The 16702-nt window shown below is 65.7% G+C and carries 13 protein-coding genes; 6 read left to right on the top strand and 7 right to left on the bottom strand.

Features of this window, described 5'->3' with window-relative positions; all coding sequences use genetic code 11:
* Positions 1-138: 138 nt before the first annotated feature.
* Positions 139-996 (bottom strand): SDR family oxidoreductase, encoded by an 858-nt coding sequence (locus HX851_RS28315; protein WP_177066334.1) that lies wholly within the window; start codon positions 994-996, stop codon positions 139-141.
* Positions 997-1186: 190 nt separating this feature from the next.
* Here HX851_RS28315 and exbB point away from each other — a divergent pair, with 190 nt between their 5' ends.
* The 6 genes from exbB to HX851_RS28285 all read left to right on the top strand — a co-directional run bounded on the left by exbB (position 1187) and on the right by HX851_RS28285 (position 8174).
* On the top strand, positions 1187-2167 hold the full coding sequence (exbB, locus tag HX851_RS28310) for a tonB-system energizer ExbB (protein ID WP_177058358.1): 981 nt from the start codon (positions 1187-1189) through the stop codon (positions 2165-2167).
* A gap of 6 nt (positions 2168-2173) precedes the next feature.
* On the top strand, positions 2174-2602 hold the full coding sequence (gene exbD, locus HX851_RS28305) for a TonB system transport protein ExbD (RefSeq protein WP_017125558.1): 429 nt from the start codon (positions 2174-2176) through the stop codon (positions 2600-2602).
* Positions 2599-3348: an energy transducer TonB family protein gene (locus HX851_RS28300; protein WP_103032604.1), complete on the top strand. Its 750-nt coding sequence runs from the start codon at positions 2599-2601 to the stop codon at positions 3346-3348. The genes exbD and HX851_RS28300 overlap by 4 nt, the downstream gene beginning before the upstream one ends.
* Positions 3349-3693: 345 nt before the next feature.
* Entirely contained in the window at positions 3694-4614 is a 921-nt protein-coding gene (locus HX851_RS28295; RefSeq protein WP_017125560.1) for a hydrogen peroxide-inducible genes activator, read from the top strand.
* 5 nt (positions 4615-4619) lie between these two features.
* Positions 4620-6695, top strand: a complete 2076-nt coding sequence (gene recG, locus HX851_RS28290) for an ATP-dependent DNA helicase RecG (protein WP_177066333.1) — start codon at positions 4620-4622, stop codon at positions 6693-6695.
* Positions 6696-6773: 78 nt separating this feature from the next.
* Positions 6774-8174 (top strand): aminoacyl-tRNA deacylase and HDOD domain-containing protein, encoded by a 1401-nt coding sequence (locus HX851_RS28285; RefSeq protein ID WP_177058360.1) that lies wholly within the window; start codon positions 6774-6776, stop codon positions 8172-8174.
* A 177-nt stretch (positions 8175-8351) separates the two neighbouring features.
* Here HX851_RS28285 and HX851_RS28280 read toward each other — a convergent pair whose 3' ends face one another.
* The 6 genes from HX851_RS28280 to HX851_RS28255 form a co-directional block, all read right to left on the bottom strand.
* On the bottom strand, positions 8352-8729 hold the full coding sequence (locus tag HX851_RS28280) for an SCP2 sterol-binding domain-containing protein (protein ID WP_177058361.1): 378 nt from the start codon (positions 8727-8729) through the stop codon (positions 8352-8354).
* A 139-nt stretch (positions 8730-8868) separates the two neighbouring features.
* Positions 8869-9813, bottom strand: coding sequence for a type VI secretion system-associated lipoprotein TagQ (gene tagQ / locus HX851_RS28275; RefSeq protein WP_177058506.1), 945 nt, complete (start codon positions 9811-9813; stop codon positions 8869-8871).
* Positions 9814-9898: 85 nt separating this feature from the next.
* Entirely contained in the window at positions 9899-11626 is a 1728-nt protein-coding gene (locus tag HX851_RS28270; protein WP_177066332.1) for a formylglycine-generating enzyme family protein, read from the bottom strand.
* On the bottom strand, positions 11619-12821 hold the full coding sequence (locus HX851_RS28265; RefSeq protein WP_177066331.1) for an FtsX-like permease family protein: 1203 nt from the start codon (positions 12819-12821) through the stop codon (positions 11619-11621). The genes HX851_RS28270 and HX851_RS28265 overlap by 8 nt, the downstream gene beginning before the upstream one ends.
* Positions 12821-13537 (bottom strand): ABC transporter ATP-binding protein, encoded by a 717-nt coding sequence (locus HX851_RS28260; protein WP_177058517.1) that lies wholly within the window; start codon positions 13535-13537, stop codon positions 12821-12823. Before HX851_RS28260 ends, HX851_RS28265 begins: the two co-directional genes overlap by 1 nt.
* Positions 13537-16695 carry a serine/threonine-protein kinase gene (locus tag HX851_RS28255; RefSeq protein WP_177066330.1) on the bottom strand — a complete coding sequence of 1053 codons (3159 nt, stop codon included), beginning with the start codon at positions 16693-16695 and terminating at the stop codon, positions 13537-13539. Before HX851_RS28255 ends, HX851_RS28260 begins: the two co-directional genes overlap by 1 nt.
* Between the last annotated feature and the right edge of the window lie 7 nt (positions 16696-16702).

Genomic DNA, 16702 nt, shown 5'->3' with positions numbered 1-16702 from the left:
TGGTTGACACGATACTTCGCGGCGACACACAAACCTGTGGGAGCCGGCTTGCCGGCGATGACACCCGCAAGATCAATGCAAGTCTTACCGGCCTCATCGCTGGCAAGCCAGCTCCTACAGAAATTACGCTCGTCTGTTTCAGCAACGCCCCTCAAGAATCGCCGCATACCCCTCGCGATAGCTTGCATACTCGGGCACCCAACCCAGGGCCCGCGCCCGGGCATTGCTGCAGCGCTTGCTGCCGGTGCGCCGTACACTGGCCTCGGCGTCCCACTCGGTGACCCCCAGATACTCGCGCAACCAACCCACCACCTCGGCCAGCGGCGCCGGCGCATCATCGACGCCGATATAACAATCCTCCAGCGCCTTGCCCGCCCGGTCCGCCCCCAGCAGGAACGCCAGCAACCCGGCCGCGTCATCGACATGAATGCGGTTGCCATATAAAGGCGGCTCGACCGCCACCCGATAACCGCGGCGCACCTGGGTCAACAGCCACTCGCGGCCCGGCCCGTAGATCCCCGTCAGGCGTACCCGGCTTGCCGGGATACCGCTGTCGAGGGCCAGTCGCTCGGCCTCGAGCATCAGGCGCCCGGAATAACCCTCGGCCTCGGCTGGCGAAGTTTCATCGACCCATTCGCCCTGTTGCTGCACGTACACACTGCTGCTGGAGACGAACAACAGACGCCTGGGCTGCTGCCCCGACTGCTTGAGCCAGTCCAGGACGTGTTGCAAACCGTCGACATAGGCAGCGCGATAACCGGCTTCATCGTGATCGGTGGCTGCCGCGCAATACACCAGGTAATCCAGCGGGCCGCTCGGCCAGCCAGCCGGACGCTGCTCGGCGAACAGGTCGCCCGCCACACCGAGAACACCTTCCGGCAGGCGCGAAATCGAGCGGCGCAGGCCATGCACCTGCCAGCCCTGGGCCAGCAATCGAGTCGCCAGGCGACTACCGACATCACCGCAACCGGCGATCAGAACAGAGGGAGCGGACATCGGAAATCTCCACAAAAAGAGCCACAGACTAGCGCCGGGAATGGACGAACGGATAGCAATGGAGGAAAAAAAGAGACGCTATTACTTCTGTTAACAAGAATTACTTGCAATAATGCCCGACCATTTGTTCTCGGCCCCACGAGGCCTGGAAGGACAAGACCCCATTCTACTTCGCTCAGGTCCGGCCAGCATGACACGCTATCAATCCTCCGCTTCGCCAACCCAGTCCCCTAGTCCTTCACGCGCCTGGCGTTCGATTGCTGCGTTGCTGTTCAGCCTGCTGCTGGCCCCGACCGCGGCATTTGCCGACGAGCCGACCAACCACACCGCACCCGCCGCCACTGCGCCGGCCGCTGCCGTGCCAGCCGCAACAGCGGTGACACCGGTCGCCGCCGACCCGGCCCAGGTGGAAAACGCCGCACCGGCCGAAGCCGACGTACTGCCAGTCGAAGACACCACCCTGGGCCTGGGCCACGACCTGTCGCCATGGGGCATGTACAAGAACGCCGATATCATCGTGAAAATAGTCATGATCGGCCTGGCCATCGCCTCGATCATCACCTGGACCATCTGGATCGCCAAGGGCTTCGAGCTGCTGGGCGCCAAGCGCCGCCTGCGCGGTGAAATCGCCAACCTGAAGAAAGCCACCACCCTCAAGGAAGCCAGCGCCAGCGCGGCCAAGGAAGGGACCCTGGCCAACCTGCTGGTACACGACGCGCTCGAAGAAATGCGCCTGTCGGCCAACAGCCGCGAGAAAGAAGGCATCAAGGAACGCGTCAGCTTCCGCCTGGAGCGCCTGGTCGCCGCCTGCGGTCGCAACATGAGCAGCGGCACCGGCGTGCTCGCCACCATCGGTTCCACCGCACCCTTCGTCGGCCTGTTCGGTACCGTCTGGGGCATCATGAACAGCTTCATCGGCATCGCCAAGACTCAGACCACCAACCTCGCCGTGGTAGCCCCCGGCATCGCCGAAGCCCTGCTGGCCACGGCCCTGGGCCTGGTTGCCGCGATCCCGGCGGTAGTGATCTACAACGTCTTCGCCCGCTCCATCGCCGGCTACAAGGCCCAGGTGTCCGATGCCTCGGCCGAAGTCCTGTTGCTGGTCAGCCGTGACCTCGATCACCTGCCGCCAGAGCGCGCCACTCAACCGCACATGGTCAAAGTAGGGTAATCAGCCATGGGCTTGCATTTGAAAGAAGGCGCGGACGACGATCTCGCCGAGAACCATGAAATCAACGTCACGCCATTTATCGACGTGATGCTGGTGCTGCTGATCATCTTCATGGTCGCCGCGCCGCTGGCCACCGTGGACATCAAGGTCGACCTGCCCGCCTCCACGGCCAAGCCGGCACCGCGTCCGGAGAAACCGGTATTCCTCAGCGTCAAGGCCGATCAACGCCTGTTCCTCGGCGAAGACGAGGTCAAGGCCGAGTCCCTGGGTGCTTCCCTGGACGCCAAGACCCACGGCAAGAAAGACACCACCATCTTCTTCCAGGCCGACAAGGGCGTGGATTACGGTGACCTGATGCGCGTCATGGACTCCCTGCGCGCCGCCGGCTACCTGAAGGTCGGTCTGGTCGGACTCGAGACGGCAGCCAAGAAATGATCACGACGCGCCATAAGCTGACGCGTTACGGCGGTAGCCTGGTCCTGGTGCTGGGCGTTCACGCGGTGGCGATTCTCGCTGCCCTGAACTGGTCGGTGTCCAAGCCGATCGAACTGCCGCCGCAGGCCATGATGGTCGAGCTCGCTCCCCTGCCGCCGGCACCGCCACCGCCCGCACCGCCCAAGGTGGTGACGCCACCGCAGCCGCCGGCACCGGTGGAAGAACTGCCGCTGCCCAAGCTCGCCGAAGCGCCGAAGCCGACGATCTCGGTGCCCAAGCCGGTCAAGCCCAAACCCAAGCCACAGCCGCCGAAACCGGAAGTGAAGAAGGAACCGGAAAAGGAAAAGCCCAAGGAAGAGAAACCTTCCGAGGAGCCGCCGACCAACCGTCCGCCGGAGAAATCCGCCGCGCCGGCACCGGGCCCTTCGCCACAGCAGGTCGCCGCCAAGGCGAGCTGGGAAGGCACCCTGCTGGCGCACCTGGGCAAATACAAGAAGTACCCGCCTGCCGCCCAATCCCGCGGCAAGGAAGGCCTGAACCGTCTGCGCTTCGTCGTCGACGCCGAAGGCAAAGTACTTTCGTACGAGCTGGTGGGCCGTTCGGGCAACGCCGACCTGGATCGCGCCACCCTGGAAATGATCCGCCGTGCCCAGCCCCTGCCCAAGCCACCGGCAGACATGCTGACCAACGGCAGCATCGAAATCGTCGCGCCCTTCGTCTATTCCATCGACAAGCGCGGCCGCTGATCACCGACACCGATCGTTCCCACGCTCCGCGTGGGAATGCAGCCAGTGACGCTCTGCGTCACCTCGCCGACGCTGGACGCTGAGCGTCCGGGGAGGCATTCCCACGCAGAGCGTGGGAACGATCAAACGCGGAGCGTGGGAACGATCAAAGCTTTTGGCGCTCGCACTGGCCTCTTCGCGGGCAAGCCCGCTCCCACAGGTTTATCTCCCTATAATCCAGACTCAAGCCCCACAAACCCGTCGTTTCATTAAATTAACGACAATCGCCGCTTATCCTGCGTCTGATAACGTGCGTCTATCGATTGCAGCCGTTATGCTTGGCCCGCAACCTTATGGACGCTCGCTATGACTCTGACAGAATTACGCTACATCGTTACCCTTGCCCAGGAGCAACACTTCGGCCACGCGGCCGAGCGCTGCCATGTCAGCCAGCCGACCCTGTCGGTGGGCGTGAAAAAGCTGGAAGACGAACTCGGTGTGCTGATTTTCGAGCGCAGCAAGAGCGCCGTACGCCTGACGCCGGTCGGCGAAGGCATCGTTGCCCAGGCACAAAAGGTCCTGGAACAGGCCCAGGGCATCCGCGAACTGGCCCAGGCCGGGAAAAACCAGCTGACCGCACCGCTGAAAGTCGGCGCGATCTATACGGTCGGCCCCTATCTGTTCCCGCACCTGATCCCGCAACTGCACCGGGTCGCCCCGCAGATGCCGTTGTATATCGAGGAAAACTTCACCCACATCCTGCGCGACAAGCTGCGCAACGGTGAACTGGACGCGGTGATCATCGCCCTGCCGTTCAACGAAGCCGATGTGCTGACCCTGCCGTTGTACGACGAGCCGTTCTACGTGCTGATGCCGGCCTCGCACCCCTGGACCCAGAAGGAAACCATCGACAGCGCCCTGCTCAACGACAAGAGCCTGCTGCTGCTGGGCGAAGGCCACTGCTTCCGCGACCAGGTCCTCGAAGCCTGCCCGACCCTGGTCAAGGGCAGCGAAGCGGCCAAGCACACCACGGTCGAATCCAGTTCCCTGGAAACCATCCGCCACATGGTTGCCTCCGGCCTGGGCATTTCCGTGCTGCCGCTCTCGGCGGTGGACAGCCATCACTACGCACCCGGCGTCATCGAGGTCCGGCCGCTGACGCCGCCCGTACCGTTCCGCACCGTGGCCATCGCCTGGCGTGCCAGCTTCCCGCGGCCCAAGGCGATTGAAATCCTCGCCGATTCGATCCGCCTGTGCTCGGTGGCCAAGCCGCCCGTCGCGAGCTGAATGCCGTGACTGAGCTGTCGCAGGTATCGGTCACGGCACTCAAGGGTGTCGGCGAAGCCATGGCCGAGAAACTGGCCAAGGTCGGCCTGGAGAATATCCAGGACGTCCTGTTCCACCTGCCCCTGCGTTACCAGGACCGCACCCGTATCGTGCCCATCGGCGCCCTGCGCCCCGGCCAGGACGCGGTGATCGAGGGCGTGGTCAGCGGTGCCGACGTGGTCATGGGCAAGCGCCGCAGTCTGCTGGTGCGCCTGAACGACGGCACCGGCAGCTTGAGCCTGCGCTTCTACCACTTCAGCAATGCGCAGAAGGAAGGCCTCAAGCGCGGCACCCATGTGCGCTGCTACGGCGAGGCCCGCCCCGGCGCCTCGGGCCTGGAGATCTACCACCCGGAATACCGCGCCCTGACCGGTGACGAACCGCCGCCCGTGGACCAGACCCTGACCCCGATCTATCCGTTGACCGAAGGCCTGACCCAACAGCGCCTGCGCCTGCTGAGCCAGCAGAGTCTGGCAATGCTCGGCCCGCGCAGCCTGCCGGACTGGTTGCCCCAGGAACTGGCCCGCGACTACCAGCTGGCGCCGCTGGACGACGCGATCCGCTACCTGCACCAGCCACCGGCCGATGCCGATGTCGAGGAGCTCGCCCTCGGGCATCACTGGGCCCAGCACCGCCTGGCCTTCGAAGAACTGCTCACCCACCAGCTGTCCCAGCAACGCCTGCGGGAAAGCCTGCGGGCACTGCGCGCGCCGGCCTTGCCCAAGGCGCGCAAACTGCCGGAGCAGTTTCTCGCCAACCTCGGCTTCCCGCCCACCGGTGCCCAGCAGCGGGTCGGCAACGAAGTCGCCTACGACCTCAGCCAGCCCGAGCCGATGCTGCGGCTGATCCAGGGCGATGTCGGCGCGGGCAAGACCGTCGTCGCCGCCCTGGCCGCCCTGCAAGCCCTGGAGGCCGGCTACCAGGTGGCGCTGATGGCGCCGACCGAGATCCTCGCCGAACAGCACTTCATCAACTTCCAGCGCTGGCTGACGCCGCTGGGCATCGACACCGCCTGGCTGGCCGGAAAGCTCAAGGGCAAGGCCCGTGCCGCCGCCCTGGAACAGATCGCCAGCGGCACGCCGATGGTGGTCGGCACCCACGCGCTGTTCCAGGACGAAGTGCAGTTCAAGAACCTGGCCCTGGTGATCATCGACGAACAGCACCGTTTCGGCGTCCAGCAGCGCCTGGCCCTGCGCCAGAAAGGCGTCGGCGGGCGCATGTGCCCGCACCAGTTGATCATGACCGCCACGCCGATCCCCCGCACATTGGCGATGAGCGCCTACGCCGACCTCGACACCTCGATCCTCGACGAGCTGCCGCCCGGCCGCACGCCAGTCAATACCGTGCTGGTAGCCGACAGCCGACGCTTCGAAGTGGTCGAGCGGGTCCGCGCCGCCTGCGCCGAAGGCCGCCAGGCCTACTGGGTCTGTACTCTGATCGAAGAGTCCGAGGAACTGACCTGCCAGGCGGCCGAGACCACCTTCGAGGAATTGACCGCCGCCCTCGGTGAGCTGCGCGTCGGGCTGATCCACGGGCGCATGAAGCCGGCGGAAAAAGCCGCGGTGATGGCCGAGTTCAAGGCCGGCCACCTGCAACTGCTGGTGGCCACCACCGTGATCGAAGTCGGCGTCGACGTGCCCAACGCCAGCCTGATGATCATCGAGAACCCCGAGCGCCTGGGCCTGGCGCAGCTGCACCAGCTGCGCGGCCGGGTTGGCCGGGGCAGCGCCGCCAGTCATTGCGTGCTGCTCTACCATCCGCCGCTGTCGCAGATCGGGCGCCAGCGCCTGGGCATCATGCGCGAAACCAACGACGGCTTTATCATTGCCGAGAAGGACCTGGAGCTACGCGGCCCCGGCGAAATGCTCGGCACGCGCCAGACCGGCCTGCTGCAATTCAAGGTCGCCGACCTGATGCGCGACGCCGATCTGCTCCCCGCCGTGCGCGATGCGGCCCAGGCCCTGCTCGCCCGCTGGCCGCAGCATGTCAGCCCGCTGCTGGAACGCTGGCTGCGCCATGGGCAACAATACGGTCAAGTGTGATAGACCTCACAATTCACGGACCAATCACCGGGACAAGCTGGTTATACTGGTGAAATTGTAGGAAACCGGATACAGACCATGACAGAAGTTGCCCTCATCGATGCAACCCCGCACACCCCGTCTGTGGTCCGGCTGCTGCTCGACAAGCTAGCCATCAACTACCGCGAAGTCGTGGACCTGCCTGGTCTGCCGGCGGCTCGCAAGGTACAGGCGGTGCTGCTCGACGACGCAGTCGGCGCGCTCATGGTCCTGTTCCCGCAGAGCCAGCTGCTCGACCTCAACCGCCTGACCGAACTCACCGGCCGGCGCTTGACCGCCGTGCCGACCGAACGCCTGGAGCGCATGCTCGGCAAGCACAGCCTGCACCTGCTGCCCGGCCTGCCGGCACTGACCAGTTCGCCGTGCCTGTACGAAGAACAACTGCTGCGTGAGCCCAGCGTGCTGATCAACTCCGGTGAGGTCGGCCTGCTGCTGGAAATCTCCAGCGACGACTTCAAGAGCATGCTCAGCAAGGCCAGCGCCGCCAGTTTCGGCGAAGCGCTGAGCAGCATCCGCCCGAACCTCGACCGCCCGGACGATGACCGCGAGGAAATCACCCAGGCGGTGCAGGCCTTTACCGCCCGACGCATCCAGCAACGCCTGGAAGCGACCATCGAGATCCCGCCCCTGGCGGAAACCGCGCAAAAGATCATCAAGCTGCGAGTCGATCCCGACGCGACCATCGACGACATCACCGGTGTGGTCGAGACCGATCCGGCCCTGGCCGCGCAAGTGGTGAGCTGGGCGGCATCGCCCTACTACGCCTCGCCGGGCAAGATCCGCTCGGTGGAAGACGCCATCGTGCGCGTACTGGGCTTCGACCTGGTGATCAACCTGGCCCTCGGCCTGGCCCTGGGCAAGACCCTGAGCCTGCCCAAGGACCACCCGCAGCACAGCACTCCATACTGGCAGCAATCGATCTACACCGCCGCGGTGATCGAAGGCCTGACCCGCGCCATGCCTCGCGCACAGCGTCCGGAAGCCGGCCTGACCTACCTGGCGGGCCTGCTGCACAACTTCGGCTACCTGCTGCTGGCCCATGTATTCCCGCCGCACTTCTCGCTGATCTGCCGCCACCTGGAGGTCAACCCGCACCTGTGCCACAGCTATGTCGAACAGCACCTGCTGGGCATCAGCCGCGAGCAGATCGGTTCCTGGCTGATGCGGTACTGGGACATGCCGGACGAGCTGGCCACCGCGCTGCGCTTCCAGCACGACCCGAGCTACGACGGTGACTATGCCGAGTACCCGAACCTGGTGTGCCTGGCCGTGCGCCTGCTGCGCAGCCGCAATATCGGTTCCGGTCCGGATGAAGAGATACCCGACGCCCTGCTCGACCGCCTGGGCCTGAGCCGCGACAAGGCCGAGGACGTGGTGAACAAGGTGCTGGAAGCGGAAGTATTGCTGCGCGAACTGGCTTCGCAGTTCAGCCAGGGCTGACACGGCGCCAGGAAGACCGCTATCGCTGGCAAGCCCGGCTCCTACAAAGAGCCGCGGCGATACCTGATCGTTCCCACGCTTTGCGTGGGAACGCCTCACTGGACGCTCTGGATCTGTGACGCGGAGCGTCACGGGCTGCATTCCCACGCGGAGCGTGGGAACGATCTGCAATCTTGATCAGGCCTTCTTTTTCTTCGGCTTGAGGTACTTGGTCAGGCCCTGGAACCAGATCACCAGCGCCGGGTTACCCTTGATCTGGATCGACTTGTCCTGAATCCCCGTCATGAACGCCAGTTGCTTGTTCTTCGCCTGCATCGTGGCGAAGCCGTACTCGGCATCCTTGAAGGCAATGGCAAACGCCGGCTCCGGACAAGTCCCGGACTTGCTGGTGATGCGCTGGTCCTTGACCGTGAAATGACGCGCCACCTTGCCGTCCAGGGTCTGCAACTGGAATACCAGGGACTTGTCAGCCAGTTGCTGCTGGAACGCAGGATTATTGCGACTGGCCCGGGCCATCAACAGGCCCATTGCCCAGAGAAGAAAACGGAATTTCATGCACAGCGCCTCGGCAGAAAAATTGAATAGCCGGCGCAGTGTAGCGGTTTGTTCGGGGAACGCCACCGATCTGCTTCGTTGCAAGAAGATCGGTGGGCGTTTGCTGCTTATCTCAGCAAGTTAGTGACCAACCGGTCACTCAGGCATTCGGGCAAGGCACCGGTGCCCAGTCGCCCAGGTCCGGGTTCTTGCACATGCTGTTGACCTGGGACTGCCCGGTGGTCGCCACTTCCTGGCTGGCGGCTTTCTTGGCGTTGGCGTCCTGGATGGTCTTCTCGGTCGCGACCGCTTCTTTCGGTACGGTAGGCAGCGGTGGCTTCTTCACGGCCTTGACCTGTTTCTTGCCCTTGCCGGAGGTCGGCGCAACCACTGGTGCGGTATCGGCGGTCGCCACGGTGACCACGTCAGTACGCTGGACACCGACGGTCTGCAGGTCTTTTTCGTAGGCCTGGGTGTAATTGCTCAGGTCTTCGCTGGCCTTGCCGTTCACGGCGACGATCAGGTCATTGGACTCTTTCAGGCCGGCAACGATTTCCGCCAGGCGCTTGCGGCCTTCGGTGTCGTTGATGGTCTTGGCCTTGCGCGCATTGACCAGGCTGGTGAACTCACGCTGGTAGCAGCTCTGGGACGCCCGGGCATAGGCAGTGCTGCGATCGATATCGGCGGCGCTCTTGTTGATATCGGTGGCATAGGAACCGATACGCTGGTTGTCGTCGGTGATCTGCTTCTGCTTCTCGGTGTAATAACCCGCCGCGCCGCCCGCGAGGGCACCGCCGGCGGCACCGATGGCAGCGTTGCGACCACGGTTGTCGGAGTCGCCGGTCAGCGCGCCGAGGGCCGCGCCGCCCAAGGCACCGAGGACCGCGCCAGTGGCAACGGACTTGGTCATGTCCGAGTCAGTCGCACGCAGGTGCTGCACCGGCTCGTAGCAGGTCGGGTAGTACTCGACCTTGGTGGTCGCGCCGACCTTGGACGTCGCGGACGTGGCGCAACCGCCCATCAGCACGGTGCTGAATCCGGCGGCAACCCACAGCGCGGCGCGGCACGTGGAGGTTAAGGCAAGGGGTTTGCTGGTGAAAATCATGTTCATGTTCCCTCTCTTGGTTTGACTTGTCCTGTACGACACCCCGCCGTACAGGTCCCCTCTACACTCGCCGGATCACGGCCGCTCAAGGCTTCTGCGCGGTCGATGCGAGTAACGCTTTCAAGATCGCCGCCGGATCGGCCCGCTGTTGCTTGCGGTAGTCCCCGACATGACGAACGAACAAGGTCGCCCGCGCCACCAGGCTGTTGCCGAGCACGGGCTTGCGATTGAGTTCTTCCCTGACCCGCTGGAACTGCGCCTGGATCACCGCATCGGTGTAGCGCGTGGCCGTTGCCAGGTTGTCGATATAGATCGCCACGGCGCCGTCCAGGGCGCTGCTGCCGTTATCGATGGCGGTGGCGAACAGCGCGGCGCTGGCTTCGTCCTTGGCATCGAGGGCCTGCTGGCGGCTCTTCTTCAGGTTGGTCAGGCGGATGTTGTAGTTGTTGACGGTTTCGGCCACCAGGGCCGCCGACTGGATCAGGTTGCCGGCGGCTTCCTCGCGCTGGCGGGCGATCAGCGAGACGTTGCGCTTGAGCTCTTCGTTGACCAGTCCCAGTTCGGCCTGCAGGCGCGGGTCGGTGCTGGCGGAAATGATCCCGTCCAGGCGCTTGGTCGGGTCCTGGGCATCGTCGATGGCATCGGTCAGGGCGGCCAGGCGGCCCTCCTTCTCCCATTGGCTGAACAGCTCCTTGTAGCGCGAGCGCGGCGCCGACAACGCGCCGATGGCCACCCGGAAGCCGGTGGTCTCATTGCTCTGCTCGGTGCCGTCGGCGGCGAACAGCGGATACTCGCGGCGCATGCCGGTAAACAGCGTGCCTTCGCCTTCGAGGTAGTTGCCGCCCTTGACCACGAAGCCGCCATAGGCGCCCTGGCGCCGCCCGGCGTGCACCAGCTGGAAGGATTCCTGGACCATCTGCGCGGCATTGCCGATCACATCGAACAGGCCGATGGGATTGGGCAGCTTGGTGCCCACCGGCATCAGCCGCGCGGCCTGGCCGGTGCCGCCGGCAACCTGGTTGAACACCGCGTAATCGGCCAGCGGGCCGTCGCTGTCGCTGCCTGGCTGACGCCGGGGAAACAGCCGGCCTTCCAGGTCCTGGCGACTGACCGCCTGGCCACCGCGGGCCGCGAACTCCCACTCGACTTCAGTGGGCAGGCGCACGAACCCCAGGCCGCCGTCGTCGGCCGATGAACCACGCCCACTGACCGGCAAGCGATCACGGTGATACTTCATTAGCCAGGCGCTGTAGACCGCGGAAAAACGCTCGGCATCAAACCGCGAGACCTTGACCTTGGGCAGGCGCCCGGCAATGCCCTCCGGTGCCTCGCAGGCCGGGGCCGGCTCGCCGCTGGCCAGCGACTGCGCCTGGGCCATGACCAGCGCGTACTGGCGCGCCGTCACCGGGTATTTGCCCATGAAATAGAACATCGGCTTCAACGGCGAGCCGCTGTCGGTTTTCGGCAGGGCCGGGGAAATGGCTTTCTGCCAATCGGCCGGCAGATCCTTGAGGGTGAACTGGCCGTTGATGAAATCGCGCCGGTAGCCGGAAATGAACGACTGCTTGTAGCCGGGTTCGTCTTCGCTGAAGGGATAACCCAGGCTGATCTCGCGGTCATCCAGGGTGCCCTGGGCGAGGATATAGACGTAGCGGAACACCATCTCGCCGTCGCACGGCAGCGGCAGGCTGATATCGCCACTCAAGGGCTTGGGGTTGTCCAGCTTGTTGCCGTCGTCGTCGGCCAGGGCCATGCCCCCCGCGATCAGGGAACCGACAAGAACCGCCAGGGCCGCGCTGCGCAGCTTAAACATCTCTGATTCCTTCCGAAGCTTCTATCCGTGCCACGCGCCAGCCACCGAGGGCTGCAGCCAGAGCACAGACCACCAACACCGAGAAAAGTGCCAGCACATAGTGGCGCCACAGCAACTGACTGGCGTATTCGCCGGCCACCTGCACAAACAGATGATTCAGGCCCTGCTCCGCCACGGCGTACAGCGCCACGCTCAACGCCGCGGCGAACAGCCCGCTGTAGAGCGCCTGCAGCACCACGAACAGGAGCAGGGCACCGGTTCCCAGGCCGAGCAGGCGCAGGACCGACAGCTCGCGCCGCTTGCGCTCGACCGCCGCCAGCGCCCCGGCGCAAATCGCCGCGAAGGCACCGGCCAGGGCCAGCGCGGCGATGATCCAGAACACGATGGACAGGTTGCGGCTCAGGGACTGCACCTGGGCAATGGTCTGGGCCTGGGTCGAGACCAGCAGGCCGCGCTCGGCGAAATAGCGGCGCAGCGGCTCGACATCGCCCAGCTCGCGGGCATACAGGCGGAAGGCCGGATACACCCGCTGCGCGGCGGAGCCCGCGGGCTCGCCGCTCCAGCCCAGCAACGGCACGCCACGACCGTCGCGATAATCCTCGGCGGCCTCCAGCAGGCCCAGCGGCGCAAACAGCGCATCGCGACCGAAGGCTCCCAGCGGCAGCACCGCCTGCACGCGGATCTGCGTGTGCTGGCTTTCCACCCGCCCCGCCACCTGCCGACTGAAGGACACCTCCAGCCAGTCACCCGCCTTTGCCCCGAGCTTTTCCGCGGCGGTCTGGCTCAACAGCAGCGCCGCCAACCCGATCGGCGCCGGCAAGCCGCCCAGCAACGGATCGCCCTCGGCGGTCGGCAGCATCTCGACGTTCAGCGCCGGGTCCTGTCTGCCGAGGGACAGATCAGCGGTCGCGGCGATCTGCCGGGTACGCGGCAAGGCGAACGCCACCTCTTCACGACGCCCCAGTTCAGCGATATAGGCCGCGTTGAAACGGCCGCCACCCAGAGGAATGATCTCGCGTACCGTCGGGTCCTGCTCCAGGCGCTCGGTCAGGCTGCTGACCAGTCCGAACTTGAGGCCGAACAGCACCAGCAACGGCGCGATCACCGCCACCAGCGCCAGCACCGCGCAGGCCGACAGGCGCGCATCGGCGCGATAATCCTGCCAGGCCAGGGCCGCCACCAGCGACGCGCGCATCACAAGGCCGCTCCCAGGGTCGCCGTGACACCGCCATCGGCATCGCGCCGGCAACTGATCCGCAGCACCGCCATCCCCAGCTCGCGCACCAGGGCTTCGTCATGGCTGGCGATCACACAACAGGCACCCTGTTCCCGTGCCTGGTTCAGCAGCAACTGCATGACCCGCGCGGCATTCAGCGGATCGAGCGCCGCGGTCGGCTCATCGGCCAGCAACAGTCGCGGCCCATGGGCCAGGGCCCGGGCACAACCGACGCGCTGGCGCTGCCCCACCGACAGATCGCGAGGCGGCTTATCCAATTGGTCGACGATTTCCAACTGCTCGGCAAGCCGCTGCACCGTGCCGTCATCGTCCAGCCCCAGCAGCTTGCGCGACAGCCCGATATTCCCGCGCACATCGAGAAACCCCAGCAGGCCGCCGGTCTGCAACACATAGCCGAGGTAGCGGCTGCGCAACTGCGCCAGCCGCGCGTGGCGGCCCTGGCGCCAGAGCGCGGCGATATCCAGCGCGCCAGTGTGGTCATCGAAGGCGAACAACCCGGCACGGTCCGGCGCCGAGACCAGTGCCAGCAGGTCGAGCAGCGTGCTTTTGCCGCAGCCGCTGGGGCCGACCACCGCCCATTGCTGGCCGGGCGCCAGGGTCAGGCGCGGAATCACCAGGCTGTAGCGCTGGGCGCCCTCGCCTCGCGTCTTGCGCACCTCGCGCAGGCTGATCATCACGGCAGCGTCGACAGCGGCACGCGGTACAGCGCGTCACCCGGCTCGGCATCGCCGAACCGGACCCAGTTGGCTACATCGTTGTGGAAGGTCTCGTAGAGACGGATCTTCGAATCCAGTTCGTCGATGAAATCCTCCTGCTCGGCGACGCTCAGGGACAGCCACAGGTCCTGGGTCATGCTCAGCGACTTGCTGCGATACGGCAGGCCTTCCAGGTACTCGCCGAGCACGCCGCCATCGGCGAGATTGCCGCCCTTGCGCAGGGCTGCCGGATCGCGGCTCATGTAGGCGCTGGCGCTGGCGATTTCCTGGAAGAAATCCTTCGGCGAGGTCTGGGTCTTGCGCGCGGCATCGACAATCAGCTTCAACGACTGCTGCAGGTCGTTGAGCTGCAGCTTGGTCAGCATCACGCAGACCTGGAACGCCGGCAGGGCCGGGTTGGTCAGGTCGCGGTCGGCGGTCCAGGCACTGACCAGTTGCGGAGCCTGGCTGGCGCCCTTGTGCCCGAGGAAATCCATATGCATCGCATAGCCGATGGCCGCCGACTTGTCCGCCAGGCTCGGCGCCGCCGCCAGCAGCGGCACGGCCTGCGTCTGGTTGCTGCGGACCTGGTGCACCAGGTTGGCGAACACCGAGCCGATCTCGCCGACCCGTTCGCCGAGCTTGCGCACATCGCCGCCCTGGACCGGGATATACAGATCGCCGATCTTCGGGTTGGCGTCGGCGGTCAAGGTCCGGTATTGCTGCTCGGCGAAGGCGTGGTTTTTCTTCCCGGCGTCGCTGCGCAAATGCAGCGCGTAGATCTTGATCTGCTTGCCCAGCGCCGCCTGGCGGATCTCCGCTTCGTTCATCTGGGTACTGCTGTAGGGGTCGTTCTTGCGCAGCGAGCCGGCATCGCTGACCAGCAGGATCAAACGGCCGCCGTAGCCCGACCAGTCCATGCCGTTGACCGCCTGCATGACCCCGGCGAAGGAATCCTCGTTGAACGAATGGCTCGACACCGTTGACGCCTTGACCTGCCGCGCCAGCTCGAGGAAACGCTCGGGATCGCGTCCCTGGTCGAGGGTCACCAGGGTCTTGGCCAGGTACTCCAGGCCCGGGGTCTTCTGGATATTGTTGCGAAAGCCCACCAGGCCGAAACTCACGCTGTCCAGCTCGCCGCGCTGGGCGATCTGGCTTTGCAGCTCGTGGACCACGTCGCGGATCTGGTCGATATAGGGCTGCATCGACACCGTGGTATCCACCACCAGCACGATGGCGGTACGGAAGCTGTCGGTCGCCGCCGCGACCGGCGCGCTACCGTTGCCGGTGCTTCGCCCGCCGCTGCCGGGATCGATCGACGCGACATTGAGCAACTGCACCGGCTGGCCGTTTTCATCGAAGCTTTCCCGCGAACCGAAGATCGGCAGCAGGTAGAACTGGTTCTGCGGCACGGCGCTGGCCGCCGGCTCAAGGGCCAGCACCCGCTGGTCGTCCGCCGGATTCTTCTGCGCATTGAGCAGCAGGTTCTTCGCCGCCGACGGATCGGCCAGCAGGCGGTCGAGGTCACTGGACTGGCGCAGGAACATCACCGGCGCCCGCCCGGAGCGCTCGGTGAACTTCAGCACCAGGCTCTGTTTCCATTCACTGACCTTCGCGCCCGGCAACCAGCCCGCGCTGCGTCCATCGCTGGCCGCGCCGACGCGCAACCAGTCGGCGCCGTCGACACTCTTGCGCTGATAGACATACAACACCGAGAACGCCGGCAGGACCTTGTCCTGCTGCCCGCCCGGCGAGCTGTAGAGCTGCGCGCCGGGCTGGCTCAGCACACGCTGGAACAGGGTCTTCTTGCCCGCCATCAGCAAGGGCCGGTTGCCGCCGTCCGCTTCGCCGGGGGCCGCTTCGCCCAGGGGCGCAGAAACGGTCGATGTCGTGCTCGACGAGGTACTGGCCGGCGTGCTCGGTTTATCCGACGCCGCCGATGGCTTCGTTGCTGACGTGACCGTCGACGAAACAGTCGTGGTCGCTGCCGGCGTCGTTGACGAGGACGCCGTGGCGTTGGCTGCCGACTGGCCACCTGCTGGGGTTTTCACCGGCGTATCCGCGCTCAACCACCAGTAGCCGGCAGCGCCGATACCCAACGCAGCCGCCACGGCTACCGCCAGCAATGCGAGCACCGGACCACGGCGTTGCTGCGAGCCGGAAGCCGGATCGAGCACCGGTTGCGCAGCCGGGCGCGGCGCGGGCGCGGGTTGTGCCGGCGCGCTGGTGGGAATCTCGATCGAGACCGGCGTCAGCCCACCCAGGTCGGTTCCCGGGGACCGCATCGGCTGCGCAACCGGCGTCGGCACCGCCAGGGGCTGGATCAGGGTCGACTCCAGCGTCTCGGGCGGCAGGTTGTCCAGCGCCGCCAGCAAGGCCGCCGCATCGGGGAAACGCTCCACCGGGTCCTTGGCCAGCAGCCGACGCAGGATGTCCTGGTAACGACCGTGCTGGATCGGCAGCTCCGGCAACGGCTCGGTGAGGTGCGCCAGCGCCGTGGACAGCGCATCGGTGCCGGTATACGGCAGCTTGCCGACGAGGATCTCGTAGAGCACCACGCCCAGCGCGTAGAGGTCGGCGCGACCATCGATATCCTGGCCCCGCGCCTGCTCCGGGCTCATGTAGCTCGGCGTGCCGACCGCGAATCCGGCCTGGGTGAACTGGGTACGGTCGTCCAGCGACTTGGCGATGCCGAAGTCCGAGAGCACCGCGGTACCGTCGGCGCGGAACAGGATGTTGGCCGGTTTCACATCGCGGTGCACCAGGCCCTGGGCATGGGCATACCCCAGCGCCGAAGCAATCTGGCGGATATAGCCCAGGCCCTGCTCCGGGCTCAGGCCGGCGGCGATGCGTTCCTTGAGCGTACCGTTGGGCAGGTACTCCATGGCCATGTAGTACAGCTCGCCGACATTGCCGATATCGTGGATGGTCACGGTATGCGGGTGCGACAGCCGCGCCAGGGTCCGGCCTTCGCGCAGGAAGCGCTCGCAGAAGCTCGGGTCGGCGGCCAGCGCGGCCGCCATGACTTTCAGCGCCACCTTGCGCTCCAGCGACCGTTGGGTCGCCAGGTAGACGGTGGCCATGGCGCCTTCGCCAATCTCACCGTCGATGTCGAATCCGGGAATCAGTATGTCCATGGGTTGG

Source organism: Pseudomonas gingeri (genome assembly GCF_013385635.1).
Classification (GTDB): domain Bacteria; phylum Pseudomonadota; class Gammaproteobacteria; order Pseudomonadales; family Pseudomonadaceae; genus Aquipseudomonas; species Aquipseudomonas gingeri_A.
This window is presented reverse-complemented; position numbering and strand designations above follow the sequence as displayed.

Coding starts and splice junctions, on each gene's coding strand:
- HX851_RS28285 (WP_177058360.1), top strand. CDS start 6,774: ATGACAGAAGTTGCCCTCATCGATGCAACCCCGCACACCCCGTCTGTG.
- HX851_RS28265 (WP_177066331.1), bottom strand. CDS start 12,821: ATGCGCGCGTCGCTGGTGGCGGCCCTGGCCTGGCAGGATTATCGCGCC.
- HX851_RS28315 (WP_177066334.1), bottom strand. CDS start 996: ATGTCCGCTCCCTCTGTTCTGATCGCCGGTTGCGGTGATGTCGGTAGT.
- HX851_RS28300 (WP_103032604.1), top strand. CDS start 2,599: ATGATCACGACGCGCCATAAGCTGACGCGTTACGGCGGTAGCCTGGTC.
- exbB (WP_177058358.1), top strand. CDS start 1,187: ATGACACGCTATCAATCCTCCGCTTCGCCAACCCAGTCCCCTAGTCCT.
- HX851_RS28255 (WP_177066330.1), bottom strand. CDS start 16,695: ATGGACATACTGATTCCCGGATTCGACATCGACGGTGAGATTGGCGAA.
- HX851_RS28280 (WP_177058361.1), bottom strand. CDS start 8,729: ATGAAATTCCGTTTTCTTCTCTGGGCAATGGGCCTGTTGATGGCCCGG.
- tagQ (WP_177058506.1), bottom strand. CDS start 9,813: ATGATTTTCACCAGCAAACCCCTTGCCTTAACCTCCACGTGCCGCGCC.
- exbD (WP_017125558.1), top strand. CDS start 2,174: ATGGGCTTGCATTTGAAAGAAGGCGCGGACGACGATCTCGCCGAGAAC.
- HX851_RS28295 (WP_017125560.1), top strand. CDS start 3,694: ATGACTCTGACAGAATTACGCTACATCGTTACCCTTGCCCAGGAGCAA.
- HX851_RS28260 (WP_177058517.1), bottom strand. CDS start 13,537: ATGATCAGCCTGCGCGAGGTGCGCAAGACGCGAGGCGAGGGCGCCCAG.
- HX851_RS28270 (WP_177066332.1), bottom strand. CDS start 11,626: ATGTTTAAGCTGCGCAGCGCGGCCCTGGCGGTTCTTGTCGGTTCCCTG.